This is a genomic window from Mesorhizobium calcicola, from assembly GCF_042682105.1.
GTDB lineage: Bacteria > Pseudomonadota > Alphaproteobacteria > Rhizobiales > Rhizobiaceae > Mesorhizobium > Mesorhizobium calcicola.
In genome coordinates this window covers 97,034-121,960 of the sequence record NZ_JBHUGY010000034.1, presented here as the reverse complement: position 1 = coordinate 121,960, position 24,927 = coordinate 97,034, and the positions used below count along the sequence as shown (strand labels likewise).

Annotated in this window: 27 protein-coding genes and 2 pseudogenes; 20 read left to right on the top strand and 9 right to left on the bottom strand. The window is 62.6% G+C overall.

The window, feature by feature from the left end; all coding sequences use genetic code 11:
* The coding region (locus ACFSQT_RS23135) for a YdeI/OmpD-associated family protein (protein ID WP_379022473.1) at positions 1-383 on the top strand (383 nt) is incomplete at its 5' end.
* Between the two features lie 5 nt (positions 384-388).
* Here the strand turns inward: ACFSQT_RS23135 and ACFSQT_RS23130 are convergent.
* Positions 389-574: pseudogene (locus ACFSQT_RS23130) on the bottom strand (glutathione S-transferase family protein); the annotation flags it as partial.
* Here ACFSQT_RS23130 and ACFSQT_RS23125 point away from each other — a divergent pair.
* The 6 genes from ACFSQT_RS23125 (at position 570) to kduD (ending at position 6,751) form a co-directional block, all read left to right on the top strand.
* Complete coding sequence (locus tag ACFSQT_RS23125; RefSeq protein ID WP_379022471.1) at positions 570-1,352, top strand: hypothetical protein; 783 nt, start codon at positions 570-572, stop codon at positions 1,350-1,352. The pseudogene ACFSQT_RS23130 and the gene ACFSQT_RS23125 sit on opposite strands and share 5 nt — an antisense overlap.
* Positions 1,353-1,428: 76 nt before the next feature.
* Positions 1,429-2,697 (top strand): ABC transporter substrate-binding protein, encoded by a 1,269-nt coding sequence (locus tag ACFSQT_RS23120; RefSeq protein WP_379022469.1) that lies wholly within the window; start codon positions 1,429-1,431, stop codon positions 2,695-2,697.
* Positions 2,698-2,835: 138 nt separating this feature from the next.
* The gene (locus tag ACFSQT_RS23115; RefSeq protein ID WP_379022467.1) at positions 2,836-3,864 is read left to right on the top strand and encodes a carbohydrate ABC transporter permease; all 1,029 of its coding nucleotides are present in this window, start codon (positions 2,836-2,838) and stop codon (positions 3,862-3,864) included.
* Positions 3,861-4,913 carry a carbohydrate ABC transporter permease gene (locus ACFSQT_RS23110; protein ID WP_379022465.1) on the top strand — a complete coding sequence of 351 codons (1,053 nt, stop codon included), beginning with the start codon at positions 3,861-3,863 and terminating at the stop codon, positions 4,911-4,913. Before ACFSQT_RS23115 ends, ACFSQT_RS23110 begins: the two co-directional genes overlap by 4 nt.
* Before the next feature lie 10 nt (positions 4,914-4,923).
* Entirely contained in the window at positions 4,924-6,009 is a 1,086-nt protein-coding gene (locus ACFSQT_RS23105) for an ABC transporter ATP-binding protein (protein ID WP_379022463.1), read from the top strand.
* On the top strand, positions 5,981-6,751 hold the full coding sequence (kduD, locus tag ACFSQT_RS23100; RefSeq protein WP_379022461.1) for a 2-dehydro-3-deoxy-D-gluconate 5-dehydrogenase KduD: 771 nt from the start codon (positions 5,981-5,983) through the stop codon (positions 6,749-6,751). The genes ACFSQT_RS23105 and kduD overlap by 29 nt, the downstream gene beginning before the upstream one ends.
* A 96-nt stretch (positions 6,752-6,847) precedes the next feature.
* On the opposite strand, the gene ACFSQT_RS23095 is transcribed toward kduD, so the two are convergent.
* The gene (locus ACFSQT_RS23095; protein ID WP_379022459.1) at positions 6,848-7,141 is read right to left on the bottom strand and encodes a hypothetical protein; all 294 of its coding nucleotides are present in this window, start codon (positions 7,139-7,141) and stop codon (positions 6,848-6,850) included.
* An 83-nt stretch (positions 7,142-7,224) separates the two neighbouring features.
* Here ACFSQT_RS23095 and ACFSQT_RS23090 point away from each other — a divergent pair, with 83 nt between their 5' ends.
* Together ACFSQT_RS23090 and ACFSQT_RS23085 are read left to right on the top strand one after the other, a co-directional pair.
* The gene (locus tag ACFSQT_RS23090; RefSeq protein ID WP_379022457.1) at positions 7,225-7,524 is read left to right on the top strand and encodes an FCD domain-containing protein; all 300 of its coding nucleotides are present in this window, start codon (positions 7,225-7,227) and stop codon (positions 7,522-7,524) included.
* Between the two features lie 42 nt (positions 7,525-7,566).
* Positions 7,567-7,875 (top strand): hypothetical protein, encoded by a 309-nt coding sequence (locus tag ACFSQT_RS23085; protein ID WP_379022455.1) that lies wholly within the window; start codon positions 7,567-7,569, stop codon positions 7,873-7,875.
* Positions 7,876-8,380: 505 nt separating this feature from the next.
* Here the strand turns inward: ACFSQT_RS23085 and ACFSQT_RS23080 are convergent.
* The gene (locus ACFSQT_RS23080) at positions 8,381-9,304 is read right to left on the bottom strand and encodes an SMP-30/gluconolactonase/LRE family protein (protein WP_379022453.1); all 924 of its coding nucleotides are present in this window, start codon (positions 9,302-9,304) and stop codon (positions 8,381-8,383) included.
* 136 nt (positions 9,305-9,440) lie between these two features.
* Here ACFSQT_RS23080 and ACFSQT_RS23075 point away from each other — a divergent pair, with 136 nt between their 5' ends.
* From ACFSQT_RS23075 to ACFSQT_RS23065, 3 genes are read left to right on the top strand one after another with little or no spacing between them, the layout of a single operon-like run.
* Positions 9,441-10,934 (top strand): sugar ABC transporter ATP-binding protein, encoded by a 1,494-nt coding sequence (locus ACFSQT_RS23075; RefSeq protein WP_379022451.1) that lies wholly within the window; start codon positions 9,441-9,443, stop codon positions 10,932-10,934.
* Between the two features lie 9 nt (positions 10,935-10,943).
* Entirely contained in the window at positions 10,944-12,011 is a 1,068-nt protein-coding gene (locus ACFSQT_RS23070) for an ABC transporter permease (protein ID WP_379022450.1), read from the top strand.
* A gap of 13 nt (positions 12,012-12,024) precedes the next feature.
* Complete coding sequence (locus ACFSQT_RS23065; protein ID WP_379022449.1) at positions 12,025-13,122, top strand: ABC transporter substrate-binding protein; 1,098 nt, start codon at positions 12,025-12,027, stop codon at positions 13,120-13,122.
* Between the two features lie 70 nt (positions 13,123-13,192).
* Here the strand turns inward: ACFSQT_RS23065 and ACFSQT_RS23060 are convergent, their stop codons facing one another.
* The 3 genes from ACFSQT_RS23060 to ACFSQT_RS23050 form a co-directional block, all read right to left on the bottom strand.
* Entirely contained in the window at positions 13,193-14,212 is a 1,020-nt protein-coding gene (locus ACFSQT_RS23060; RefSeq protein ID WP_379022448.1) for a LacI family DNA-binding transcriptional regulator, read from the bottom strand.
* A 47-nt stretch (positions 14,213-14,259) separates the two neighbouring features.
* On the bottom strand, positions 14,260-15,294 hold the full coding sequence (locus tag ACFSQT_RS23055) for an L-idonate 5-dehydrogenase (protein ID WP_379022446.1): 1,035 nt from the start codon (positions 15,292-15,294) through the stop codon (positions 14,260-14,262).
* Positions 15,295-15,367: 73 nt separating this feature from the next.
* Complete coding sequence (locus ACFSQT_RS23050; RefSeq protein ID WP_379022444.1) at positions 15,368-16,315, bottom strand: 2-hydroxyacid dehydrogenase; 948 nt, start codon at positions 16,313-16,315, stop codon at positions 15,368-15,370.
* 78 nt (positions 16,316-16,393) lie between these two features.
* On the opposite strand from ACFSQT_RS23050, the gene ACFSQT_RS23045 reads away from it, so the two are divergent.
* From ACFSQT_RS23045 to ACFSQT_RS23030, 4 genes are read left to right on the top strand one after another with little or no spacing between them, the layout of a single operon-like run.
* A complete protein-coding gene (locus ACFSQT_RS23045) occupies positions 16,394-17,149 on the top strand; it encodes an SDR family oxidoreductase (protein ID WP_379022442.1) in 756 nt (251 codons plus the stop codon).
* On the top strand, positions 17,118-17,654 hold the full coding sequence (locus ACFSQT_RS23040; RefSeq protein ID WP_379022440.1) for a gluconokinase: 537 nt from the start codon (positions 17,118-17,120) through the stop codon (positions 17,652-17,654). Before ACFSQT_RS23045 ends, ACFSQT_RS23040 begins: the two co-directional genes overlap by 32 nt.
* Positions 17,651-18,538: an NAD(P)-dependent oxidoreductase gene (locus tag ACFSQT_RS23035; protein ID WP_379022438.1), complete on the top strand. Its 888-nt coding sequence runs from the start codon at positions 17,651-17,653 to the stop codon at positions 18,536-18,538. Before ACFSQT_RS23040 ends, ACFSQT_RS23035 begins: the two co-directional genes overlap by 4 nt.
* The gene (locus tag ACFSQT_RS23030; RefSeq protein ID WP_379022436.1) at positions 18,535-18,876 is read left to right on the top strand and encodes a hypothetical protein; all 342 of its coding nucleotides are present in this window, start codon (positions 18,535-18,537) and stop codon (positions 18,874-18,876) included. The genes ACFSQT_RS23035 and ACFSQT_RS23030 overlap by 4 nt, the downstream gene beginning before the upstream one ends.
* Positions 18,877-19,432: 556 nt before the next feature.
* On the opposite strand, the pseudogene ACFSQT_RS23025 reads toward ACFSQT_RS23030, so the two are convergent.
* Positions 19,433-19,625, bottom strand: a pseudogene (locus tag ACFSQT_RS23025) (chloride channel protein); the annotation flags it as partial.
* 200 nt (positions 19,626-19,825) lie between these two features.
* Here ACFSQT_RS23025 and ACFSQT_RS23020 point away from each other — a divergent pair.
* From ACFSQT_RS23020 to ACFSQT_RS23005, 4 genes are all read left to right on the top strand, one after another.
* Positions 19,826-20,566 (top strand): LysR family transcriptional regulator, encoded by a 741-nt coding sequence (locus ACFSQT_RS23020; RefSeq protein ID WP_379022434.1) that lies wholly within the window; start codon positions 19,826-19,828, stop codon positions 20,564-20,566.
* Positions 20,567-20,608: 42 nt separating this feature from the next.
* The gene (locus tag ACFSQT_RS23015; RefSeq protein WP_379022432.1) at positions 20,609-20,947 is read left to right on the top strand and encodes a hypothetical protein; all 339 of its coding nucleotides are present in this window, start codon (positions 20,609-20,611) and stop codon (positions 20,945-20,947) included.
* A 50-nt stretch (positions 20,948-20,997) separates the two neighbouring features.
* Positions 20,998-21,969, top strand: coding sequence for a L,D-transpeptidase family protein (locus ACFSQT_RS23010; RefSeq protein WP_379022430.1), 972 nt, complete (start codon positions 20,998-21,000; stop codon positions 21,967-21,969).
* A 133-nt stretch (positions 21,970-22,102) separates the two neighbouring features.
* Positions 22,103-22,897 (top strand): HdeD family acid-resistance protein, encoded by a 795-nt coding sequence (locus ACFSQT_RS23005; protein WP_379022428.1) that lies wholly within the window; start codon positions 22,103-22,105, stop codon positions 22,895-22,897.
* 279 nt (positions 22,898-23,176) lie between these two features.
* On the opposite strand, the gene ACFSQT_RS23000 is transcribed toward ACFSQT_RS23005, so the two are convergent.
* Together ACFSQT_RS23000 and ACFSQT_RS22995 are read right to left on the bottom strand one after the other, a co-directional pair.
* Positions 23,177-23,467 (bottom strand): type 2 periplasmic-binding domain-containing protein, encoded by a 291-nt coding sequence (locus tag ACFSQT_RS23000; RefSeq protein ID WP_379022426.1) that lies wholly within the window; start codon positions 23,465-23,467, stop codon positions 23,177-23,179.
* Positions 23,468-23,676: 209 nt separating this feature from the next.
* Entirely contained in the window at positions 23,677-24,855 is a 1,179-nt protein-coding gene (locus ACFSQT_RS22995) for an ROK family protein (protein WP_379022424.1), read from the bottom strand.
* Positions 24,856-24,927: the final 72 nt, after the last annotated feature.

Sequence of the window (24,927 nt, the reverse complement as noted above, 5' to 3'; positions counted from 1 at the left end):
ACAGTTTTCTCCAGCGCTACACGCCTCGCGGCAAGAAGAGCATCTGGAGCAAGATCAACATCGACAATGTCGCGCGGCTGGTCGAGCAGGGCCGCATGACCGGGCATGGGCTGAAACAGGTCGAGGCGGCCAAGGCGGACGGGCGCTGGGCGCGCGCCTATGGCAGCGGCAAGCAGATGAAAATTCCTGATGATCTGCAGGCGGCCATAGACGCCGAACCCAAGGCAAAAGAGATGCTGGCAAAGCTCAGCGCACAGAACCGCTTCGCGCTTGCCTTCCGCACCCACAACATGAAGACCGAGGCCGGCCGCAAGAAGAAGATCGAGACCTTCGTCGAGATGCTGAAGCGCGGCGAGACGATCTATCCGCAGGGCAAGAAGTAAGCCCTTCAGGCACCGGAATGCGGGTCGATGCTGTAAGGATGCACCGGGTAGCCAGGACCGATGGCGTCACGCACGCGGCCAATCCACGCCATGACCGCCGGATAGTCCGTCAGAAGGAAGCCGCAATCCCCGGCGCGATGGCTGTAGGCATAGACAGCGATGTCGGCGATCGTGAAGTCGTTTCCGATGAGCTGCATACGCGACCACGGCCTGACCGTATCGGAAGACCTGGCCGCGGTCGCCTGCCATCGCGCCGAACAGCATCAGGAATGGCGTTTCGCCCAGGGTGAAAACAGTTTCGCGGCGCTTTATCATTACAAGAGCCGCGATTTCGCCGTCGGCTCCGCTGCCCACTACCGCTGGAAAGAATGGGGCTACCAGGAGACGGTGCTGCATCTGCGGCTCGGTGAGCGACCGGAAGCCGCCGTCTGGATCAACCATCCTGGCGAGACCATTCAGTTCGGGTACAGCCGGCCCTCCTTCTGGGGCGGCTGCGGCACCCTCCCACGCGTCCAACAGTATCGGGGGGTGGCCGTACTCGATTTTTCCACTTTCGATGAACAGCCGGATTTCACCCATGCCTGGTTCCCGATCGGCGAATTCGACGAAAGCAGCGTCAAAGGAAGCCTGGCGCTGGCGCGGAGCGGGCGGGGAACGATGATGCTGCGCGGCAGCACCGATTTCGTCGTTGTCAAGGACGGTCCATCCGCCAATGCCGAGCTTCGCCAATACGGCCGCAAGACACGCTGGATCGTTCGGGTCTGCGAAGCCTCCAACCTCGCGGCGGCGCAGGATCGGTTCGGGGCACTTGCGGTCGAAGACAAAGAAGACGGTTCGCTCGTCGTCGAGGATCCGGAATATGGCACGGTGGCGTTTCGCCCGGATGGATCAGCCGCGGCCGAAGGCCGCACCGTTTCGCCAAAAGATTTCACGGTTGCCGGTGAGGTCACCATGCTGGCCGCCAATTAGCGACGAAGCGCCGGGGAAACCGGCGCGGCGTCTATCTGCGAGCGGAGAAGGGCTCGCGTACAAGAGGAGGAACACAATGCGAAAGACCAGCACAGTGCTGGCGGCGTTTGCCGTCGGGCTTTTGACATCGACGGCCGCAATCGCCGGCGATGTCCGTATCATGTGGTATTCCGACGGCAACGAGGGCGAGGTGCTGAAAGACCTGCTCGACCGGTTCATGAAGGAAAACCCAGGGATCAACGTCGTGCTCGACAACGTGTCCTACACGGTGGTGCGCGAACAATTGCCCGTGCAACTCGAAGCCGGCGCTGGTCCGGATATCGCTCGCGTCACCAATCTGAAGGCGCTCAGCAACCATTGGCTCGATCTTCGGCCGTTGGTCGCCGATGCAGGCTATTGGGACAAGAACTTCGGCGACCAGGCCGACTGGATGCGCCCAGATGGCAGCAACCAGATTTCCGGCTTCATGACCCAGATCACCCTTACTGGTGGCTTCGCCAACAAGACGCTGTTCGAACAGGCGGGCGTTGCCCTGCCGGGAAAAGACGCGACCTGGGACGATTGGGCAAAGGCGGCCAAGCAAGTTGCCGAAAGCCAGCAGGTGCCGTTCGCAATGGCGCTTGATCGATCCGGCCACCGTCTGAGCGGACCCAATCTTAGCTATGGCTCGAACTACATCGGTTCCGATGGAAAGCCCGCGCCGCTCGATGAAGGCGCCAAGGCGTTCATCACCAAGTTCGTCGGTTGGGTCAAGGACGGGACGATGAGCAAGGACGTATGGGTATCGGCGGCCGGCTCGGCCTATCGCGCCGGCGCGGACGACTTCATCAACGGCCAGGTCGCGTACTACTATTCCGGCTCCTGGCAGGTGCCGAACTTCTCCGCCAAGATCGGCTCAAACTTCGACTGGGTTGCCACTGGCAGCCCGTGTGGATCGGCAAACTGCACCGGCATGACTGGAGGCGCTGGCCTGGTCGCCGTCAAATACACCAAGAACCCGACCGAAGTCGCCAAGGTGATGGACTACCTGGCGCGCGAGGACATCGTGAAGGAATTTTCCGAACGCACGCTGTTTCTCCCCGCACATAAGGGCGTGATCGAAAAGGGGCTGGACTTCAAGACTGACGATGCCCAGGCAAAAGCAGCCCTGAACACGTTCGTCAAAGACACCTCCTCCCTCTCCGACACTGCCAGGAAACTGCCCGGCTGGTTCTGGTCCGACACGTACTATGCGGCCCTGGTCACCCGGGTGAGCCAGGCTGCGGCGGGCGAAATGCCGCTCGAGGAAGCCTTCACGCGCATCGACGCCGACATTGCGGCTAAGGTCAAGGATTCAGGCCGCTAGCCGGACAGGCGGGTGGCTGCACCAAGACGAACCCGATGCCACCACCAGGCACTTGCAGTCCGCAAGTCTTGACAGGCAATTTGCAACCGCGACAGCAGCCGGGAACAGGAGTTTCCGCCTGCCGCAAGGAGGTGGGCAATGAAGGCAGGTGTTCGCGAAAGGACTGGGGCCGGCATCTCCGATGCCGTCCTGGTTCCCGTGCGCCTCGTTATGGGGCTGATCGATGCGCCGCTGAGATGGCTTCAAAGGGTCGCTGGGATCAGCGGCATGGCGGCCTTTTTCCTGCTGCCCAACATGCTGATATTCGGCATCTTCGTTCTTCTGCCCTTCTTCATCAACTTCGCCTATTCGATGACCGGCGGCACAGCCCTCTTCCTGCCGGACCGCAGCTTTGTCGGCGGCGATCAGTACGCCCGGCTCCTTGACTGCACGAATTACCTCAATCCCAACAGCTGCGCCGAGGACACGTTCTGGACGGCCGTCAGCAATACCAGCTGGTTCGTTCTGCTCCAGGTTACACTGATGATCGTCGTCTCGCTTGTGACGGCGCTGATCCTCAACCGCGACCTGATGGCGCGCAGCTTCTGGCGGGCGGTATTCTTCTTTCCCGTATTGCTGTCGCCCGTGGTGGTGGGTCTCATCTGGAAATGGATCCTCCAGCGCCAAGGCCTTCTCAACTTCGGCCTCTACGGCCTCGGCTTCGCCCCCTATGCTTGGCTGAACGATCGCAGCTGGGCTTTCGCGGCGACAGTGGGCGTGTCGATCTGGGCGCATATGGGGTTCTACACGCTGATACTGCTTGCCGGCCTGCAGGCCATTCCGAAGGATCTCTACGAAGCGGCCGAAATGGACGGCACGCGGCCGACCCGCGCCTTCCTGCGCATCACGATGCCGCTGCTTGCGCCCAATCTTCTCGTCGTGATCGTCCTTGTTCTCATCCGCGCGGTACAGATCTTCGACGAAATCTACGTCCTGACGGGAGGCGGACCCGGCACCAGCACGCTCTACCTCACGCAGTACATCTACGAGACCGGCTTTGCGGCGCAGTTGCGCAATCCCGGGCTTGCCGCGGCTGCCTCGATCCTTATGGGCATGGTGCTCGTCGTCCTGACCCTACTACAGCTTAGCCTCAGTCGATCCCGCGACAAGAAGGGAGCCCGCAAATGAGTCGCGTCGTGCAATTCCTCTTTCGCCGCAGGGGCGGCAAAAGCTGGCACTGGACGGACATCGTCACTTGGGCCTGGCTCGCCGGCGGTCTGCTGGTGATGTTCGGCCCGGCCGTCTGGCTTGTCGGCTCGTCGTTCAAATCGCCGGCAGCTCTAGCGGAATTCCCGCCGACCATACTGCCCTATGTCACCCAGAAGGTAGCGGTCGAAGGCTACGACAAGCCGCTCGATCTTTATCAGGTGACTTTGGCTGATGGCAGCAAGGCAACGCTCGCCGAAGTCCGGCGCATCGGCCTTGTCAGCCAGATGATTGATCCGCGGAAACCGGGCGAGATTATCAAGGTCAATATCGCGCAACGCACCGCGGTCCGCGAAATGTCCTTCGCTACGGAGAACTACAGCGAACCATTCACCCATTTCGATTTCGTCCGCTATCTCTGGAACTCCGTCTTCGTGACGGTGACGGCGACGCTGATTACGCTGATCGTCAACTCGATGGCCGCCTTTGCGCTGAGCAAATACGAGTTTCGCGGGCGAACATTTGCCATGCTGCTCATTCTTGCGACGCTGATGGTGCCCCTGTCGGTGATCATGGTGCCACTCTACTCGATTGTCTCGGCGCTCGGTCTTTTCAACAATCTCTGGGGCGTGATCCTGCCGACGGTGGCGACACCGACCGGCGTGTTCATCCTGCGCCAGTACATGCTGACCATCCCCGACGAGCTGATCGATGCAGCTCGGATGGACAAGGCGTCGGAATGGCAGATCTACTGGCGCATCATCCTGCCATTGACCGCACCCGCGCTCGCCGTACTCGCGATCTTCTCCGTTGTCTGGCGCTGGAACGACTTCCTCTGGCCGTTGATCGTGCTCTCGCGAAAGGAACTCTATACGCTTCAGGTGGGCCTGAGCGTCTATTCTGGCGAGTTGAACGTGCAGTGGCATTTCATTCTGGCGATGACGGTCGTGACGATGATCCCCGTCGTCCTTGTCTTCATCTTCCTGCAGCGCTTCATCACCACCGGCATTGCCGGCACCGGACTGAAATGAGGAGTGCATCATGGGTCACATCAGGCTTACCAATGTCGCAAAATCCTTCGGGGCGATCGACGTGCTCCACGGCATCAATCTTGAGATCGCCGATGGCGAGTTCGTCGTCTTCGTCGGCCCATCCGGTTGCGGCAAGTCGACACTGCTTCGCGTGATTGCCGGTCTCGAAAAGCCGACCGACGGCGAACTTGCCATCGATGGCAAGCTGGTCAATGCCATACCGGCTGCCGACCGCGGGCTTGCCATGGTGTTCCAGTCCTACGCGCTCTATCCGCATATGAGCGTGCGCCAAAACCTCGCTTTCGGCCTGGAGAATACCAAAATGGCAAAGGCGGAGATCGCAGAGCGCATCGGAGAAGCCGCGCGCATGCTGGAGATCGCGCCTTATCTCGACCGACGGCCGGGGCAGCTTTCGGGCGGCCAGCGTCAGCGCGTCGCGATCGGCCGCGCCATTGTCAGGAGGCCGGTCGCCTTCCTGCTCGATGAGCCCCTGTCCAACCTCGATGCCGAACTGCGCGGCTCTACCCGCGCCGAGCTTGCGGCACTCCATGCCCGACTTTCGGCAACGATGATCTATGTAACGCACGATCAAGTCGAGGCGATGACGCTGGCGGACCGCATAGTTGTCCTGCGGGCCGGCCGCATCGAGCAGATCGGCACACCACTGGAACTCTACAATTCGCCAGCCAACCGCTTCGTCGCCGGCTTCATCGGCTCGCCGCACATGAATTTCCTCGAAGGAACGATTGAATCCGTTCAATCTGGCAAGGTGATCGCTGCCCTGCCCGGCAGCCACCGGATCGAGCTTCCGGCAAATGGCGCCCGCATCGCCGTGGGCGCGCGCGTAACCATCGGCGTTCGCCCGCACCATATGACGCTCGGCAGCGACACGGCTGGCATCCCGGCGAAGATCAGGCTTGTGGAAGCACTTGGCTCCGAAACCGTTGTCCATGCCGAAATTGCCGGCCAGAAGGTTCTGGTGGTCGCGCCCGGCCAGCACGATCTGGCGCCGGGGACCGATGTGCGCCTGTCGCTCTCGGCAGCACCACTTCATCTGTTCAACGAGAATGGCCTGCGCCTTGACCACGCCATTTGATCTCTCCGGAAAGATCGCTTTGATAACCGGGGCGAGAACAGGCCTCGGCCGTGGAATGGCGTTGGCGCTGGCCGGGGCCGGCGCCGACATCGTTGCGCTCGGCTCTTCTGCGATGATTGAAACCGCCGAACTCGTCCGGCTGGCGGGCCGCCGCTTTGATGCGCTTGAGGTCGATCTTTCCAAAAAGTTCGACGCGAAAGCAGTGGTCGCTGAAGCCGGCGCGGCATTCGGTGGCATCGATATTCTGATCAACAACGCGGGCATCATCCGCCGCGCGGACCTCCTCGACTACTCGGAAACGGATTGGGATGACGTCATCGACGTCAACCTGAAGGCTGTCTTCCTGCTGTCGCAGGCCGTGGCGCGCCAAATGGTCGAAACCAAACGGAAGGGACGGATCGTCAATATCGCCTCGATGTTGATGTTCCAGGGCGGTATTCGCGTGCCCGCCTATTCGGCGTCCAAGCACGGCATTGCCGGGCTGACGAAAGCGATGGCGAACGAGCTTGCGGCGCACGGCATCACGGTCAACGCCATCGCCCCAGGCTACATGGCGACCGACAATACCGAAGCACTGCGCCACGACCCCGATCGCAACGCCCAGATTTCCGCGCGCATTCCGATGGGCCGCTGGGGCACGCCGAACGATCTCGCCACTGCGGTTGTGTTCTTCGTCGCCCCAGCGTCCGGCTATGTGACAGGCACCGTTCTGCCCGTCGATGGTGGCTGGCTGGTCAGATAGGACGGGAAGTAAGGAGTTCCGTCGAGCGGAGATGGCGCATTCCAGGGCCATCGTCGGCGCAGCGGGTGGCCCTATTCGCCTGGAAGTGCTTGTTGATTAGGGCAGACCATGACGCCTTGTAGCGTGGAAAGCCCTCCGATGTTTGCTGAACACCTCAAGCGCGACACCGACCAGAGGCACCTTGCGCGCGGATGAAGCAGTCTTGATCTCGCGCGGACCATCAGGATCTTCCCGTGGCTCGACCGAAATGTGCGGCGCCGAGCCATCAGCCCTTCCCTTCTCGGATGCAATGCGATCCAGCCAATATTTGTAGACATCACGCGCGTTGGCGCGCGTGATCTCGCCATTGGGCTTATCGCCGACCAAGGCGATGAGGACATCAACGCTCATTTAGCGTTCTGCCTTGCATCGTTTTTTCTGGCCAGGGCTTTTTTGTGCGCAGTTCGTCTCGAGCGATCTCGCTGAAATAGAGCATGCTGGAATGCTTCGAACTGCGCACGGTGATCGAGCCACTCGCAGTCCGGCACTCGCTGCCGTTAGCCACATCAAAGCAACTTGATCGTATCGAAGAGATCATCGACGAGTTCGAGGGGGTGCGCGACCTGATGCTGATCAGCCAGTGGAACCTGCGTCTTCATCTCGCCTTCTACGCACCGGCGGGCATGAGCCATCTGGAAAACATGATCACACGCGCCCATACGATCGCGCAGGCGCTATACCCATATTTACATGCGGCTCAGCGGGGCGCCGATCGCAACTCAGGACGAGCATAGCAGTTTCCAGCCGGCGAGAACGAGCCGGATATTGATGGGGAATTGAAGCTTGTTGGCGGTAGCCATCGCGGCATTGCTGGTGGGCTGGCCAGCGTATGGTGCGCTGCACGACGACTCGCGGTCCCCGTTGGGTATCTCGACGGGCGAGATTTCCATTTTCATGGCGCGGCGGCCTGGCTGATGGTCGCCGGGTTCGCTTGCCAAGCAGCAAGTATCTTGGTCGTGGTCTCGCTTCGCCTAAAAGCCAATCCGGGTGGGAAGACCGGCCAGAACGTGGCCGTAATAGTGGCTATGGTGGGTGCATTCATCATCTTGGCGATGCTGTTCCTGAAAATGATGGGCCTAGTGTGAAGAATGTCCGTCAGGGTCAATGCCGGACATAAGGCCGCCCAAGCCGGAAGGTCTGCTTTCAGGAAAGGCGAGTCTGATCTCAAGGGCTGCGTTGAGGCGCAAAGCTGCCGTTCCGTAGAAGATAGAGCGATTGGCAAGTGGCGGACTAGCTACTTGAATCAACTTTGGCGAACCGCTTCGTAAGTTATTGAAAGATAACGATTATATTAGTCGCGGAGAGTGTGAGACGTTCGAAGAAAATCAATGGCTTAGCGGATGGTTGGCCAACCCATATCCTTCGTATCGTCTCGTGTGGTCTGGCGAACCCGAAAACAACAAACGAGATTGATTGCTGGCTCGACATGCCAATTTAGCCTGAGTTGGCCACGGACTCACTTTGTGAATGGCCGAAATGGGGTGGTGAGTTCAACCGGTCACCACACCTTCTGTAGCCTATCGGCCAGGGTCAGAATGGGAAGCGCATTTGAACCTTGTGGTCGGATGGCCAACATCCCTCTCTTCGAACTCACGCTCGTGCTGCCGCATTGGCGACGACAAACACCGAATAGAGCGACTGCCGCGCCGTGATGAACAGGCGGTTGCGCTTGGCGCCGCCGAAGGTGAGGTTCGCCACCGTCTCCGGAATGCGGATCTTGCCGATCAGCGTGCCGTCGGGATCGAAGCAGTGGACGCCGTCGCCGGCGCCCGCCCACACACGCCCGGCCTTATCCACCCTGAACCCGTCGAACAGGCCTGCGCCGCAGGTGGCGAAAACGCCGAGTTCCCCGAGCGTCGCACCTTCGACGGCGAACTTGCGGATGTGCCGCGGCCCGTCCTTCTGGTGCGTGATGCCGGTGTCGCCGACATAGAGTATGGCCTCGTCCGGCGAGAAGGCGAGACCGTTTGGCTTGGCCATCGTCGAGACGACGCGCGCCACCTCGCCGGTGAGGGGGTCGGCGCGATAGACGTGGCAGCCCTCGATCTCCTGTCCGGCGTGATCGCCCTCATAGTCGGTCGCGATGCCATAGGGCGGATCGGAAAACCACACAGTGCCATCCGAGCGCACCACCACGTCGTTTGGCGAGTTCAGCCGCCTGTCCTCGAAACGGTCGGCGATCACCGTGATCGATCCGTCATGCTCGGTGCGGGTGACGCGGCGCGCGCGATGCTCGCAGGTGACCAGCCGCCCCTCCATGTCGACGGTGTTGCCGTTGGCGTTGCTGGAGGGCGCACGGAACACCGAGACCACGCCGTTGGTATCGTCGTAGCGCATGATGCGGTCGTTCGGGATGTCCGAAAACACCAGATACCGCCCGGCCGCGAACCATGCCGGACCTTCCAGCCAGCGCCCGCCAGTCCACAGCCGCTCGACCGCCACATGGCCGACGAAACAGCTCTCGAACCGCTCGTCGAGAACCTCGAAGCCAGCGCCCTCTATGTCTCCGAACATGCCGCATCCTCCGCGAAACCGGAGCTATCGATAGCCTTCGCGGCGACCCATTTTCAAGACTTGACCTACAAAAATGTTAGCGATAACATCGGTATCAATTCAAACCGTTTTCTTGGCTTGGGAGGAGGCCAAAACGATGCGGCCCAAGCTCATCGAATTCATCGACATCTCCAAGCGCTTCGGCGGCACGCTGGCGTTGAAGTCGGTCTCGCTCGACATCCACGAGGGCGAGATCGTGGCGCTGCTGGGCGAGAACGGCGCCGGCAAGTCGACGCTGATCAAGGCGCTGGCCGGCATCCACAAGCGCGACCAGGGTGCCATCCGCTTTCGCGGCGAGGACTACCACCACCGCCCGCCACGCCCCAACCAGCCGCAGAAGGTCGCCTTCATCCATCAGGATCTCGGCCTCATCGAATGGATGACGGTGGCCGAGAATGTCGGCATGGCGCAGGGTTTCTCGCGCCGCTCGGGCCTGATCGACTGGGGCGACACCGAGCGGCGTGCCGAAAGCGCCCTGGCGCTGGTCGGCTGCGCCTTCGATCCGGCGACCCGCGTCCAGGATCTCTCCCGCACGGAAAAATCGCTGGTGGCCATCGCTCGCGCGCTCGCCACCGAAGCCGACGTGCTGGTGCTCGACGAGCCGACGGCGAGCCTGCCGGCGGACGAGGTCGAGCGCCTGTTCGAGGCGCTGCGGCCGCTGCGCGAGCGAGGCGTCGGCATGATCTATGTCTCGCACCGGCTGGACGAGGTGTTCCGCATCGCCGACCGGGTGGCCGTCATGCGCGACGGCCGCATGGTGGCGGTGAAGCCGGTCGCCGAAACGACGCCGCAGGAACTGGTCGACCTCATCGTCGGCCGCCCCGCGCATCAGATGTTCGCCAAGTCGCGCTGGCAGGACGGACCGGAGCGCCTGAAGGTCGAGGATCTGCGCTGCGGCAGCGTCGGTCCGGTTCGCTTCGAGGCGCGATCGGGCGAACTGCTCGGACTGGTCGGCCTGCGCGGCGCCGGACAGGAAGTCGTCGGGCGCGCGCTGTTCGGCACCGAGCCTTTCGAGGGCAGTGTCTCACTCGACGGCAGGCGCCTCGAGCTGTCCTCGGTCGGCGCCGCCCTTGCCGCTGGTGTCGGACTGATCGCGCGCGACCGCACCGAGGAGTCGGTGGCGTTGTCACTCTCCGTGCGCGAGAACATGTATCTCAACCCGTCGGCGGTCGGCCGCGGGCTGTTTTCCTTCATGAAGCCGGCGCGGGAGAGCGAGCTGACGCAGGCGCTCGGCGCGCGGCTGGGGCTGAGGCCAAACGATCCGCATCTGCCGATCGAGGCGCTCTCCGGCGGCAACCAGCAGAAGGTCGTCGTCGGCCGCTGGCTGGCGACGGGCCGCAAGCTCCTGATCGCCGAGGATCCGACGGCCGGCGTCGATGTCGGCGCCAAGGCCGAGATCTACCGGCTGATCGCGGCCGCCGTCGAGGCAGGACTGGCGGTCATCGTCGTGTCCACGGATTTCGAGGAGGTCGCCCATATCTGCCATCGCGCCCTTGTCTTTTCGCATAACCGCATCGTGCGTGAACTGGCCGGCGATGCCTTGACGACGGCGGCGCTTATCCACGCCGCCTCCGTATCCGAAGCCGCCTGAGGAGGATCCATGAACTCGATCAAATCGACGGCGCTGGAGCCGACCCGCTCGGAACTCTCCGGGCTTAGCTTTGGCCAGAAGGCGGCGCGCTATCTGCCGGTCTACGGCTTGCCGATCCTGACGCTGCTCTTGATCCTGCTGTTTTCGCTGCTCCTGCCGCGCACGTTCCCGACGCTGCTCAATCTGCGCTCGATCATCTCCGACAAGGCGATCATCGCGCTCCTGTCGCTGGCGGCGATGATCCCCATGGCTTCGGGCCGCATCGACCTGACCGTCGGCTACGGCATCGTGCTGTGGCATATATTGGCCATCAGCCTGCAGACCGCCTTCGGCATCCCGTGGCCGATCGCGGTGCTCATCGTCATCCTGCTCGGCGTCCTGACCGGCTTCATCAACGGCCTGCTAGTCGAGGTGGCGCGCATCGATTCCTTCATCGCCACGCTCGGCACCGGCACCGTGCTCTACGCCTTGGCCATGTGGTACACGGGCGGCCGCCAGGTCGTCGGTGTGCTGCCCGACGGCTTCCTCTCCCTCAACGGCACCATGCTGTTCGGCCTGCCCATCACCGGCTACTACGTGGTCATCCTGGCGCTGGTGATGTGGCTGGTGCTCGAATATATGCCGATCGGCCGCTACCTCTACGCCATCGGCGCCAATCCCAAGGCCGCCGCGCTCAACGGCATACCGGTGCAGAAATTCGTCATGGGCGCCTTCGTCGCCTCCGGCGCGCTGACGGCGCTGGGCGGCGTGCTTCTCGCCTCCAAGCTCCGGATCGGCCAGGCCAGCGTCGGCCTCGAATACCTCCTGCCGGCGCTCGTCGGCGCCTTCCTCGGATCGACCACCATCAAGCCCGGCCGCGTCAATGTCTGGGGCACGATCATCGGCGTCGTCATCCTCGCCGCCGGCATTTCCGGCATCCAGCAGTTCGGCGGTTCGTTCTGGGTCGAGCCGCTGTTCAACGGCGTCACCCTGCTCGTCGCCATCGGCATTGCCGGCTACGCGCAGCGCCGCCGCGGCGCCGTCGTGCCGCCCCCATCGATTACCCACCAACCAACAAAGACAAACGACAATGCTTAATGGGAGAAGAAACATGCATCGCAGAACAGTCCTTCAGCTTGGCGTCGCCTGCCTGGCGCTCGGCATCGCCTCGCCGACCCTTGCCGACCCGATGGCCGACGCCAAGGCCGTCGTCGACAAATACGCCAGCAAGGTCGAGAAATGGGACGGTCCGACCACGGGGCCAAAAGGCGCCGCTGGCAAGACCATCGTCGTGCTCGGCGCCGACATGAAGAACGGCGGCATCCTCGGCGTCACCAAGGGTGTCGAGGAGGCGGCGGCGGCCCTCGGCTGGACGGTCAAGACGCTTGACGGCGCCGGCTCGATCGGTGGCCGCACCGCGGCCTTCGGCCAGGCGCTGGCGCTCAACCCCGACGGCATCATCATCAACGGCTTCGACGCCGTCGAGCAGAAGCCGGCCATGGAGCAGGCCAAGGCGGCCAAGATCCCGATGGCGGCATGGCATGCGGCGCCGACGGTCGGTCCGATCGACGATCTCGGCATCATCGCCAACGTCTCGACCGATCCGATGGAAGTGTCGAAGGCGGCGGCGGACTGGGCCTTCGTCGACGCCAAGGGCAAGCCCGGCGTCATCATCTTCACCGATTCCACCTACCAGATCGCTATCGCCAAGGCGGACCGAATGAAGAAGGAGATCGAGGATCTCGGCGGCAAGGTGCTCGAATATGTCGACACGCCCATCGCCGAGACCTCGCAGCGCATGCCGCAGCTCACCACCTCGCTCCTGCAGAAATACGGCGATGCCTGGACCCATTCGCTGGCGATCAACGATCTCTATTTCGACTTCATGGGCCCGTCGCTGGCGGCCGCCGGCAAATCCGGCACCGACGCGCCGATCAACGTAGCCGCCGGTGACGGTTCCGAATCCGCCTACCAGCGCATCCGCTCCGGCCAGTTCCAGAAGGTGACGGTGGCCGAGCCGCTGAACCTGCAGGGCTGGCAGCTCGTCGACGAGCTCAACCGCGGCATGGCCGGCGAGAAATGGTCGGGTTACGTCTCGCCGCTGCACGTTGTGACGTCGGACAATGTCGAGTTCGACGGCGGCCCGGACAACCGCTTCGATCCGGGCAACGGCTACCGCGACCAATACAAGAAGATCTGGGGCAAGTAAGCTCGACAGGGCGGTAACCGGGCAACGGCCGGCGGTCATCCCGCCGGCGGTTCCTTTTGCTGTCGGCCACTCAGGCCGTATGGCGCACGATCACCTGGGGTGTCATGCCGACCACCACCCTGTCGTCGGCCGCGCGGCGCCCGTTGAGCAGGTCGAGCACCAGCTCGGCGACGCGGATGCCGATCTCGTGCGCGCCGACATCGATCGTGGTGATCGAAGGCACCGACTGTTCGGCGAGGTCATAGGCACCGAAACCGGCAATCGCGACGTCGTCGGGAACGCGAATGCCGCGCCTCACGCATTCCATCAGCGCGCCGAAAGCCGAAAGATCCGACACGCACATCACGGCTTGCGTGTCCGGCCAGCGCGAGATCATCTCGACCATGGCGGTGGCGCCCTCGCGCATCGAGATCGGCGGCACGCCGGAGGCGATAACGCGCGAGGCGTCGAGGCCGCGGTCCTGCAGCGCCGCGACGAAGCCGCGCCGGCGGTCGAGGCCGCGCGTGTCGCGCGACGTGTCGCCGCCGATGAAGCCGAGCCTCGAGTAGCCGCGCTGAATGAAATGATCGACCATCAGCCGCCCGGCCGCGGCGTTGGAGAAGCCGACGACGTGACCGATCGGATCATCCGGCAGGTCCCAGGTCTCCACCACCGGCACGCCGGCATTCTCCAGCATCTTGCGGCAGCGCGGCGTGTGCCGGCCGCCGGTGACGATGATTGCTTCCGGCCGCCGCCTGAGCAGTTGGCCGACCAGGCGCTCCTCCTCCTCGACATTGTAGTCGGTGAAGCCAAGCAGGATTTCCAGCCCGCTGTCACGCAGGCCCTCGGTCATGCCGCGCACCGTGTCGGCGAAGTTGGCGTTGTTGATCGAAGGGATCGTCACCGCCACGAAACCGGAGCGGCGCGACGACAGGTTGGCGGCGATACTGTCGAAGACATAGCCGAGCTCTTCCGCTGCCTGCAGGATGCGGTCGCGCGTGTCGGCGCTCACCGACGCGTCGCTCTTGAAGGCGCGCGACACCGTCATCGTAGAGACGTTGGCGCGATGCGCGACATCGGCCATGGTTGGGCGTTTGGGCGAAGGCTGCATCGCCGTACGTTATCGATATCACTGCGGAATGCAACGCGCCGCGATGCTTATGCGAAGGCGATCTGAACCTTCATCGCCCGGCTGCGGTCATTGGCAAGTTCGAAGCCGGACAAGGCCTCGTCGCAGGCCACGGTGTGGGTGATCAGCGGCTTGACGTCGATCAGTCCCTTGCGCATCAGCTCGACCCCGACGGCGAATTCGGGGTGGAAGCGGAACGAGCCGTTGATCGTCAGTTCCTTGGCGGTGACTGCCGACATCGGCAGCGCCATCTCGGCACCACCGAGGCCGAGCTGGACGATCGTACCGCGAGGACGCAGCGCCGCGATGCCCTGCGCCAGTGCCGCCGCGGCACCCGAGCATTCATAGAGGATGTCGAACGTCCCCTTGTCGGCGAGATACGGCGCCAGCCCTTCCGGATCGGTTTTTGTGTTGATGGTCTTGTCGGCGCCGGCGCGCATTGCCATCGCCAGGGTGAAGTCGGTGATGTCGACGGCAACGATTTCGGCCGCGCCGGCGCGTCGCGCGCTGAGGATCGACAAGAGGCCGATCGGTCCGCAGCCGGTCACCAGCACGCGCTTGCCGAGTATTTCGCCGGCCCGGCGTGTGGCGTGGAGACAAACCGCCAGCGGTTCGGCCATCGCCGCCTCGCCGGCGCTCAATCCGTCGGCCGGCACGCATTGCAGCGCGTCCGCCACCAGCATTTCGCGGAACGCGCCCTGGATGTGCGGAAACGGCATGGCGCTGCCGTAGAAGCGCATGTTGAGGCACTGGTTGTGCATCCCTTCGCGGCAGTAGCGGCAGCTGTAGCAGGGCCGCGACGGCGACACCGCGACCAGTTGGCCGGGCTTGAGCCCGCTGATGCCAGAACCCAGCTTTTCGATGACGCCGGACACCTCGTGGCCGAGAATCATCGGCTCCTTCAGGCGCACCGTTCCGAAGCCGCCATGATTGTAGTAGTGCAGATCGCTGCCGCAGATGCCGCCGGCGGCGAGACGCAACAGCACCTGGCCCGGGCCCGGCTCCTCGACCGGACGGTCCTCGATGCGCAGGTCCTTGGCGGCGTGGATGACGATCGACTTCATGGTCAGCGAACTCCTCGGGCAATTCCATGAAAAATGTGCAGCGGTTTTCCGTCCGAATCTGCGTAAGACAAGCCTAGAGCACCGGCGTGAGCAATGGCTGGCCGGCGAAATGGGCGGCAAGATTGTCGCGCACCAGTTTGCCCATCGCCTTGCGCGTTTCGATGGTGCCCGACGCATGGTGCGGCTGCAGCAGCACATTGTCGAGCGCCAGGAAGCGCGGATTGAGCTTCGGCTCGCCTTCGAACACGTCGAGCGCGGCGGAGCCCAGCACCTTCGTCTCGAGCGCATCGAGCAACGCGTCCTCGTCGATGTTGGAGGCGCGCGAGATGTTGATCAGCATGCCGTCCTCGCCGAGCGCCGCGAGCACATCCTTGTTGACGATGTGGCGCGTCGCGGCAGACGCGGCAAGCGTCACGAACAGGAAATCCGAACGCCTGGCCAGTGCGACCGGATCGGCGACGAATTCCCAATCCGGGGCGAAATCCTTCGGCGCGACGTCGCTGTAGGCGATGTCCATGCCGAAGCCGGCGAGGCGCTTGGCCACCTCGTAGCCGATGCGGCCGAGTCCGAGCACGCCGGCCCGCCGGCCCCAGACGCGGCGCTTCAGCGGGTAAAGCCCCTTCGCCGCCCAGCTGCCGTCGCGCACCCAGCGCTCGGCACCGATCATGCCGCGCGACTGGCACAGCATCATGGCGATGCCGAGATCGGCGACGTCGTTGGTCAGCACGTCCGGCGTGTTGGTGACGCGCACGCCGCGCTCCCGGCATGCCGCGAGATCGACCGCGTCGAAACCGACGCCATAGACAGACACGACCTCGAGCGAAGGGCAGGCCTCGATCATGGCGCGGTTCGCGCCGAGCTCGCCGCGCGTGGCGATGGCGCGCACTTGCGACCCGATCCCGGCGAGGAAAGCCTGCTTGTCGTCGGCCGCGAAATAGCGGTGCACCGTGAAGGCTTCGTTGAGCGGCTCCTCGTCCCATGCCGGATAGGGTCCAACCTGAAGGATGTGAGGCCGCTGCATCGCTATTCTCTCCACTTGACTTGACAGATGATGTTATCGATAACATAAGACGCTCAGCGACGAGAGGCAATCGGAAAAATGTCATCCAATCTGTTCAATCTCGGCGGGCGCACCGCGCTCGTGACCGGCTCATCGCAGGGCATCGGATTTGCTTTGGCCAAAGGGCTGGCCGAGGCCGGCGCCAGAGTGGTGCTCAACGGCCGTGACGAGGCGAAGCTCACGGTTGCGGCTGGGCAGATTCCAGGCGCTGCGACGCTCGCCTTCGACGCGACCGACCACGACGCCGTCAGGGCCGCAATCGACGCCTTCGAGCAAGCCAGCGAGCCGATCGACGTTCTCGTCAACAATGCCGGCATGCAGTTCCGCACGCCGCTGGAGGATTTTCCCGCCGATGCGTTCGAACGCCTTCTGCAGACCAATGTCGCCAGCGTCTTCCATGTCGGCCAGGCGGTGGCCCGGCACATGATCAAGCGCGGCCGCGGCAAGATCATCAACATCGCCAGCGTGCAGACCGCGCTCGCCCGGCCGGGCATCGCGCCCTACACGGCGACCAAGGGCGCCGTCGGCAATTTGACCAAGGGCATGGCGACCGACTGGGCCAGGCACGGCCTGCAATGCAATGCGATCGCGCCCGGCTATTTCGACACGCCGCTCAACGCGGCACTCGTCGCCGACCCGGCCTTCAGCGCATGGCTCGAAAAGCGCACCCCGGCCGGCCGCTGGGGCAAGGTCGAGGAGCTGGTCGGCGCCTGCGTCTTCCTGGCCTCCGACGCATCATCCTTTGTCAACGGACACATTCTCTATGTCGATGGCGGCATCACAGCTTCGATCTGACCGGCCGCCGCGCATGGTGGTCATGGGCGTCACCGGTTCGGGCAAGACGACGATCGGCGAGGCGCTCGCCCGCGCAATCGCGGCGACATTCGTGGACGGCGACAAGCTGCACCCTGAGGCCAACATCGCCAAGATGAGCGCCGGCATTCCGCTGGACGATGCCGACCGGTGGCCATGGCTGTCCAAGGTCGGCGAAACGCTGCGGCTAGGGCCCGCGCCGGTCATCGTCGGCTGCTCGGCGCTGAAGCGCGCCTATCGCGATTTCATCACCGAGCAGGCGGGTGCGCCGGTGCTGTTCATCCATCTCGACGGCTCGCGCGAGCTGATCTCGAAGCGCATGCATGAGCGCACCGGCCACTTCATGCCGACCAGCCTTCTCGACAGCCAGTTCGCGACACTGGAAGTGCCGGGCAAGGACGAGAATGCGATCGCCGTGCCGATCGACGCGCCGCTCGATGAGATTGTCGCGGACATAACAACGAAATTCGGGGAGCGATCGTCATGACCCACAAAGTCTCATTGATCGGCGCCGGCGCCATGGGCGGGGCGATCGGCGAGCGCCTGCTTGCCACCGGCAATCGCCTCGCCGTGTTCGATCTCGACAAGGCCAAGGTGGAGGCGCTGGTCGCCAGGGGCGCGACCGCCATGGCGAGCGCGGCCGAGGCCGCCGGCGCGTCCGACTACGTGATCCTCAGCCTCAATTCGGCGGCGATCGTGCGCCGCGCCGTGTTCGGCGATGCCGGCGTGGCGGCTGGGGCGAAGCCCGGCACGCTGATCATCGACATGTCGTCCATCGACCCCGACGCGACGCGCCAACTCGCCGCCGACGCCAGCGAGAAGGGTTTGCGCTGGGTCGACAGTCCGCTGTCTGGCGGCGCGCCCAAGGCGCTGACCGGAGAATTGACGCTGATGGCCGGCGGCGAAGCCGAGGACGTGGCCGACGCCCACAAGGTGCTGCGCCACGTCGCCACCAACTACACGCATATGGGCCCGGCCGGAGCCGGCCAGACGACCAAGCTGATCAACCAGGTGCTGTGCGCGCTGAACTTCATGGCCGTCGCCGAAGCGACCAAGCTGGCGCTCGACGCCGGCGTCGACGCGCTCAAGATCCCGCAGGCGCTGAAAGGCGGCCGCGCCGACAGCGCCATCCTGCAGGAATACCTGCCGCGCTTCGCCACCCGCGACTACCGGCGAACCGGCCGCATCGACAACATGGTGAAGGACCTCAACGCCGCCCAGGACCTGGCGCGGCGCACGCACACCGCAATGCCGCTGACAGCCGTCTGCGCCGAGGTGCACCGGCTATTGACGGCCGCAGGGCTGGGCGGCGAGGACCAGGCCGCACTGATGGAATTTTTCCAACGCAAGGATGAGGAACCGAGCAGATGATCACGCGCTATGCGTTGTTTGAAGGTAAAGTGAAGGAAGGTCAGATCGAAGCGTTCCGCAAGGACGTGATTGAGACGGTTCTGCCGAAGTGGAAGGCCTTCCCGGGCGCGCTCGACGTTCGAGTCAGCTTCGCGGAAAAACGCGACGATGGTGCGCCTGAATTTCCGATGATCCTGGCGATCAACTACCCAGATATGGCGGCCGTCGATGCGGCTTTGGCCAGCCCCGTACGCGCTGAATCGCGTGCCGCGACAGAGGCAGTGTTGTCCAGGTACTTCGAGGGTCGCATTCACCACCACGTCACCATCGCCAACGAGTTTTCATTGGCCGGAGATTGACGAATATCAGGACGAAGATTCGATACTTATCAGCGCTCGATAGGAGACGCAGTGTAGAACGCAGTGAGGTCGGTTTGGTGCAATCTTTTGAGTAAGCATGCCAAGTCACGCCGAACACCGCCGGCAACGCGAAAGTATGGCCCCATTGCTGGCGAGCACTCCTCGGCACGTATTTTGCCGAACTTTCCGTTGTCGACGCGTTCGACGGACGCTTCGATCGGTCTCAAATTGGCCTTCAGCGGCTGACGTAGCGATGTCGGCTTTTGGACGACGGCAATAGCCGATTGAATGACCGAGGTGCAGGCGCAGAGCTGCCATTCGCTAGAAGATAAATGCGATCGGCGAGTGGCGGACCGGCTCCTTGAATCGACTTGGCGAACCTCTTCGTAAGCTATTGATAAATAACGATTATATTAGTCGCTGAGGGTGTATTAAAGGTTTTGATTTTATTGGCTTTTTCGTGGGCTCAAAATCAGAAACCTCCCGTATGGTTCCGTATCTTTCCGCAGATCGATGCCCACCATCCCCTGGTCGCCTGCCAGTGAACACTAAGGCCTTAACCAGACACCTCCGTCCGGCGCCGCCTGATCGCCTCGGCGATGAAGACACGCGACAGCGCGTGATAGAGCGGTTCGTGCGAGATCAGCCGCGCGGTGCCGTAGCCCAGCACCGCCGCGCACATCAGCGCTACGACATTGTCATGGTTGCCGGTCATTTCGAGGATGATAGACGAAGGCCGTCATCGGCGCCGACGCAACCAGAAGGCCATGGATAGCTTCGTCCGGATGAACGCCGGGACGATCTCGCCGACAGAATTCTTTACGCCTGAGAACATCGCGGCAAGCACGGCGCCGCCCCAGGCCTCGCTCTGAAAAATTCTGGAAAGCCTATCGCTGGGCCGAACGACATCGCACCTCATCAAGAAGTAAAACGCCCTTGTTTTGCGCCTTTGCCCGACGCCCTCCATTGCGTTAATCTGCAGACATGTCGTAATTCCACACCGATCATTTCGCGGAGGGGGCGAAGTTTCATGGAAATGCAGCAGGTCCGCTATTTCCTGGCTCTGTCCACCACCCTGAATTTCACCAGGGCGGCGGAAGAATGCAATGTCACCCAGCCGGCGCTGACACGCGCCATCAAGACGCTTGAGGACGAGCTGGGCGGCGAGCTTCTGCGGCGCGAGCGCCAGCATTCCCATCTGACCGAGCTTGGGCGCCGTATGCTGCCCTTGCTGCAGCAATGCTACGAAGCCGCGAACTCGGCGAAGTCGCTCGCCAAGGCGGTGCAGAGCAGTGATGTTGCACCCCTCAACGTCACCATCTCCAACAGCGTCAACATCGCGCTGCTTGTTTCGCCCTTCACGGAGCTTTTCCGTGCCTATCCAGGTGTGCACATGAAAATCAGCCGCGGCTCGCCGACGACGGTGGTCGAAGCGCTGAAGAACGGCGACGTCGAACTCGCGGTGGCTGGCCAACTGGGGGCGGCCTGGGACCGTCTCGACACCTGGCCGCTTTCAGAACTGGGCCGAGCACCTTTTGTGTGCGTCGCTGCTGCTTCTCGTGCTGACGCGCGGCGCCGGCGTCTTCTCGCTGGATTATGTCGCCGACAGACTGTTCCGTCGAAGCGCGTAAACGGCTCCGACGCTGATCAGAATCCCGGATCAAGAAATGGGTCTTTGATATCCCGATGACCGCCAGCTCTTGCCCGTAGCCGTTCGTTTCGGTTCAGGCACATGGCCATTTCCGAGGCAAACCATCCCTTTTCGCACGTCGCTGCCGCCGATCACCGCATCCATAGGTCGGAGGGTCTTTCGGAGTCGAAATATCTGGACTACGTGTGGCTGGTCGTCACCAGAAGGAGAAAATTGAACCGGGTTAAGGCTCATGACGTCGACGGTGCCCATCCTGGAGTCGGCGCAGCGGGGCATGCGATGAAGCCGAAGCTTGTCGAAGAGCCTGCCTTGGCGTTGGCGCAAATCGAAACGGACCTCGACGCGCTTTTGCGGGACGGCAAGCTGATCCGCCGCGAGTTCGGCAACAGCAATCTATGCCGGGCCAGCGAAGGGAACTAGATAGACCGTTCCGCGTCATAGATGCAGGTTCTCTTGCGGGAGTGGCATCGATGATCAGGCTCGTTTTCGTCGTCGCCGTGGCGCTTGCCTTGGGATGCGGCGGGACGGAGGCTTCCAAGCTTGACCTAACGGCTGTCAATCAGGCCCAATTCGCCGCCGGCAAACCCAAGGATGTCGATCCCACTGTCCTGAAAGCGCAGATCCTTTTGGATCGCGCCCGCTTCTCGCCCGGCCTGATAAATGGCCGCCTTTCAGAGAACTTTGCCAAGGCGGTTACGGCCTTTCAATCCGCGAACGGATTGCCGTCCAATGGCAAGCTCTCTCAGGAGACTTGGGACAAGCTAGTGGCAACCTCCGCCAGCCCGGTGCTGATAACCTATGAGGTGACGCGCCAGGATCTGCGCGGGCCCTTCACCAAGCGCATTCCGGCTCGCATGGAGAGGATGGCCCGTCTACCAAGGCTCGGCTATCGCAACTCGACGGAGAAGCTGGCGGAGCGCTTTCATATCAGCGAACAGTTGCTCAGAAGGCTCAATCCGGGCATCGGCTTCAGGAAGGCCGGCACAATGTTAGTAGTGCCAGATGTTGGCCGGGATGGTCCTCCCGCCGCCGTCGCGAGCGTTGAGGTCGACAAAGGCGCTCGTCTGGTGCGCGTTCTTGATCCTTTGGGTAAATGGCTCGCAGTCTATCCTGCCTCGATCGGCAGCGACGAGAAACCTGCGCCAAGCGGCATGGCAGAGATCAAACGTGTGGTTCACAATCCCACCTATCACTATAATCCGGACTTCGCTTTCCAGGGTGTCAAGACCAAGCGGCCGTTCACCCTCGCTGCCGGGCCGAACAATCCCGTAGGATCGGTCTGGATCGACCTTTCTATCGAAAGCTATGGTATTCACGGCACGCCCGAACCGGCCAAGATCAGCACAACCTTCTCGCACGGCTGCATCCGGTTGACCAACTGGGACGCCGAAGATCTCGCCTCTATGGTGCAGAAAGGCATGAAGATTAACTTCAAGGGCTAGAGGCTGGAAGCTGGGGTTGCCCAACTGAGCGCGCCACGAGACGAATGGCGCGCCTCGCCGGCCCCTTTTTCAGAATCATGATCAACTGGTGAGGCGCTTCGGAACCTTTCCCCCCGCGATGCACTTCCTGTGCATGTCCCGGAAGATTGAACTGCCAATCCTGCAAGAGAACAGCCCCGACCGGGAAATCAACTGTGAGGTCGCTTTAGAGCCCGCGTTCGAGGAATTGGCCGCAGCGTCACAAGCCCGCGGATGGACAGCCCAAGAAACGGCGGCAACTCTCCTGAGAATCGCAAAGGCGCATGCGGACCGGCTTGAGGTTATCGTAGATACAGACGGTTTTTGGAGGCGGGCCAGCTCGATTTCGTTGGATGCTGCCGCAGAGGTCTTTCGCGACGCAATGCGGCAGACTGTCAAGCGGTACTCACTTTGGTATCTGGTAGAGGGCGTGCTGCTGGTCGCGGCCGGAATTTTAGCCGTGATCTTTCCTATGATCTCGTCGGTTGCTGTGGTGGTCCTGCTCGGGTGGCTGCTGATCATCAGCGGAGCCCTGCAAGGCATAAGCCTAGTCGGTGCGGGCCACGTGCCTCATTTCTGGTTGCAACTCATCTCTGTCATCCTTGCTGTGATGATTGGTCTCCTTTTTCTGCGCCATCCTGGAAACGGCCTGCTAACTATCACCTTGCTGCTGATCGTCTTCTTCATGATCGAGGGCATCTCGAAGGTAGTTTTCGCCCTCACCATCCGTCCCTTTCCCAATTGGGGCTGGGTCTTGGGGAGTGGACTGATTGGGATTCTTCTTTCCCTGATACTGTGGATCAGGATCCCCCTGACGGCCGTGTGGCTGATTGGACTGCTGTTGGGGATAGAGCTGATTAGCGTCGGCGCGGCAACTGCTTACCTCGCTTGGCAGGTACGGAAGAGTTGATCCCTCCTCGGACTCGAACCCCAAATGGGCTGGAGGCCGATGCAGCGACGTGCATGGGTAGTCTGATTGAGGCCAACACACCCCTGCCGGTGGCATTCTATTCCGACATGCGCATGGTCTTTCGGATAGTGAAGGCTCAGACTCGTGCCAGCCTTGGCATGACGCAGATTGGCCGAGCCTTGTCCGAGCTCAACGTCAAAATCTTGGGCGCCAATTTGAGCCAGGCAAAGCCAGGTCCAACGTGTCAATCATCCGTTGCTAGGACGGGCACTGCAGCATTCACGACCAACTGCAACGATCTGAAGATCTGACCGGCCGGACAATCTGCATCGCGTCGTGAGCTGGTCCGCCGGGCGACTCCGCGATTGCTGTGCAAATCCGAGCATCATCCAGGTCCAGCCCTGTCCAGTTGTTTTGGGAATCCGGCATGGAAAAACCACCGATGCCCTGGCTTACCCCGCATTGAAGGTGACCTCTCGCCTTCACGTCATCTAGCGTGCCCGCAACGGCTGGAAAGGCAAAGGACGCGATGGCAGCACCGAAAATCAGCCCGATAAACTTCTGTCGCATGATCATTCCCCTGTGATGCAATCTTGAACACCTCGGCTAGCGGCGTGAACCTTGCCTCAGGGGGATCATCGATGGGCTGACGCCGCAAGGGAATATGTGTTTTTGTGTGTTCATTATGCAGTAAATGCGAATGGCTTGGTGCGAACACCAGCGCTCGGCAGCTACTCTGTAATGACCGCCAGGCGCGATTACCTAGATAGAAAGGTCCGCTAGCCAACGCCCGCGATTTCTCCGGGCCTGCTTTCGAAATCGAAAAGCCTTTGGGTCGCGAGAGCAGCGGCGCCCCTCGCCCAGGAATCGTCGGCCCAGTCCGGCGTGATCGGCGGTGGCGCCCACATGGCATGGCGCCCCAGCGCCTCGCGCATGGGTTCGAAGAGATAGTCGCCAAAGGTGACGGCTTCGCCGCCGCCGACGATCACTTCCGGATCGATGATGTTGCAGAAGCCGCCCAAAAATCTGCCGATGCCTTCGCCCGCTTCTCGCAGCATATTCAAGGCTGTCTCATCGCCGACCCGCGCTGCCTCGTGCATGTCGTGGCGGGTCACTTCGGCTGACAGGCCCTTTGCGTCTCTCCACCGCTTGACCAGGGCCGGCTCCGAGAAAAAGGTCTGCAGGCAGCCGCGCCGGCCGCACTCGCACAGTGGCCCGTTCGGATCGTAGATGGAGTGGCCCATCTTGCCCGCTGCCCCGCTCGCGCCGTGATGGACGGAGCCGTCGATCACCACCGCGCAGCTGATGCCGGCGCCGATGGCTAGCGCACCGACGGTGCGATGATGCCGGCCGAGGCCGAACAATTGCTGCGCCAGCGCGAAGGCGTTGGTGTCGTCGTCGGCCCAGACCGGCACGTTGACGAGTTCCGCGAGCATGGCTGCGATCGGCACGTCGGTCCAGTTGAACCGGTGGCTGAGCCGGCAGACGCCGTTGTCGATGACCCCGGGCACCGCGATGCCGATGCCGCTGAGCTGCGCCCCCGACGGTGCGTCGCGATCCGCAAGCAATTGCTTGACGGCGGCGGCACAGGCTTGCGCCGTGCTTTGCGGCGACTGATCCGGCACGGCCACCCGCCTGGAGACGAGCGGGGTCGTGGCCAGGTCGGTCAGCACGCAATCGATGGCGCCGACCATCAGCTTCAGCCCGACGACGAGACGGCCCGCATAATTGATGTCGATCGGGATGGGACGCCGACCGGGCGCCCCGAGACTGGCTTCTCCCTCGACCAGTATGTTCTCATTCAACAGGTCGGTGACGACGAAGGTCACCGCCGCCGGGCTCAGGCCCGTGACCCCAGCGATCTCGGCGCGGCTGATTGCCCCTTCCCGTCGCAACAGGTTCAGGATCAGCCGCCGATTGATCGCCCGCGACGTCTGCTGATCACCTTTGAGTTTCATTCCCGCCTCATTATTAATTTTGTAAATTAAGTATTGACCTGCTTCATTTGCATACGCTACCGTTTGCCTCGG

What these genes read in the sequence shown, in the direction of transcription:
- ACFSQT_RS23050 (WP_379022444.1), bottom strand. Translation starts at nt 16,315, where the DNA reads ATGCAGCGGCCTCACATCCTTCAGGTTGGACCCTATCCGGCATGGGAC.
- ACFSQT_RS23010 (WP_379022430.1), top strand. Translation starts at nt 20,998, where the DNA reads ATGATCAGGCTCGTTTTCGTCGTCGCCGTGGCGCTTGCCTTGGGATGC.
- ACFSQT_RS23060 (WP_379022448.1), bottom strand. Translation starts at nt 14,212, where the DNA reads ATGCAGCCTTCGCCCAAACGCCCAACCATGGCCGATGTCGCGCATCGC.
- ACFSQT_RS22995 (WP_379022424.1), bottom strand. Translation starts at nt 24,855, where the DNA reads ATGAAACTCAAAGGTGATCAGCAGACGTCGCGGGCGATCAATCGGCGG.
- ACFSQT_RS23030 (WP_379022436.1), top strand. Translation starts at nt 18,535, where the DNA reads ATGATCACGCGCTATGCGTTGTTTGAAGGTAAAGTGAAGGAAGGTCAG.
- ACFSQT_RS23035 (WP_379022438.1), top strand. Translation starts at nt 17,651, where the DNA reads ATGACCCACAAAGTCTCATTGATCGGCGCCGGCGCCATGGGCGGGGCG.
- kduD (WP_379022461.1), top strand. Translation starts at nt 5,981, where the DNA reads ATGGCCTGCGCCTTGACCACGCCATTTGATCTCTCCGGAAAGATCGCT.
- ACFSQT_RS23125 (WP_379022471.1), top strand. Translation starts at nt 570, where the DNA reads ATGAGCTGCATACGCGACCACGGCCTGACCGTATCGGAAGACCTGGCC.
- ACFSQT_RS23015 (WP_379022432.1), top strand. Translation starts at nt 20,609, where the DNA reads ATGGCCATTTCCGAGGCAAACCATCCCTTTTCGCACGTCGCTGCCGCC.
- ACFSQT_RS23080 (WP_379022453.1), bottom strand. Translation starts at nt 9,304, where the DNA reads ATGTTCGGAGACATAGAGGGCGCTGGCTTCGAGGTTCTCGACGAGCGG.
- ACFSQT_RS23070 (WP_379022450.1), top strand. Translation starts at nt 10,944, where the DNA reads ATGAACTCGATCAAATCGACGGCGCTGGAGCCGACCCGCTCGGAACTC.
- ACFSQT_RS23055 (WP_379022446.1), bottom strand. Translation starts at nt 15,294, where the DNA reads ATGAAGTCGATCGTCATCCACGCCGCCAAGGACCTGCGCATCGAGGAC.
- ACFSQT_RS23040 (WP_379022440.1), top strand. Translation starts at nt 17,118, where the DNA reads ATGTCGATGGCGGCATCACAGCTTCGATCTGACCGGCCGCCGCGCATG.
- ACFSQT_RS23090 (WP_379022457.1), top strand. Translation starts at nt 7,225, where the DNA reads ATGCTGGAATGCTTCGAACTGCGCACGGTGATCGAGCCACTCGCAGTC.
- ACFSQT_RS23115 (WP_379022467.1), top strand. Translation starts at nt 2,836, where the DNA reads ATGAAGGCAGGTGTTCGCGAAAGGACTGGGGCCGGCATCTCCGATGCC.
- ACFSQT_RS23105 (WP_379022463.1), top strand. Translation starts at nt 4,924, where the DNA reads ATGGGTCACATCAGGCTTACCAATGTCGCAAAATCCTTCGGGGCGATC.
- ACFSQT_RS23005 (WP_379022428.1), top strand. Translation starts at nt 22,103, where the DNA reads ATGTCCCGGAAGATTGAACTGCCAATCCTGCAAGAGAACAGCCCCGAC.
- ACFSQT_RS23120 (WP_379022469.1), top strand. Translation starts at nt 1,429, where the DNA reads ATGCGAAAGACCAGCACAGTGCTGGCGGCGTTTGCCGTCGGGCTTTTG.
- ACFSQT_RS23045 (WP_379022442.1), top strand. Translation starts at nt 16,394, where the DNA reads ATGTCATCCAATCTGTTCAATCTCGGCGGGCGCACCGCGCTCGTGACC.
- ACFSQT_RS23065 (WP_379022449.1), top strand. Translation starts at nt 12,025, where the DNA reads ATGCATCGCAGAACAGTCCTTCAGCTTGGCGTCGCCTGCCTGGCGCTC.
- ACFSQT_RS23000 (WP_379022426.1), bottom strand. Translation starts at nt 23,467, where the DNA reads ATGCGACAGAAGTTTATCGGGCTGATTTTCGGTGCTGCCATCGCGTCC.
- ACFSQT_RS23075 (WP_379022451.1), top strand. Translation starts at nt 9,441, where the DNA reads ATGCGGCCCAAGCTCATCGAATTCATCGACATCTCCAAGCGCTTCGGC.
- ACFSQT_RS23095 (WP_379022459.1), bottom strand. Translation starts at nt 7,141, where the DNA reads ATGAGCGTTGATGTCCTCATCGCCTTGGTCGGCGATAAGCCCAATGGC.
- ACFSQT_RS23110 (WP_379022465.1), top strand. Translation starts at nt 3,861, where the DNA reads ATGAGTCGCGTCGTGCAATTCCTCTTTCGCCGCAGGGGCGGCAAAAGC.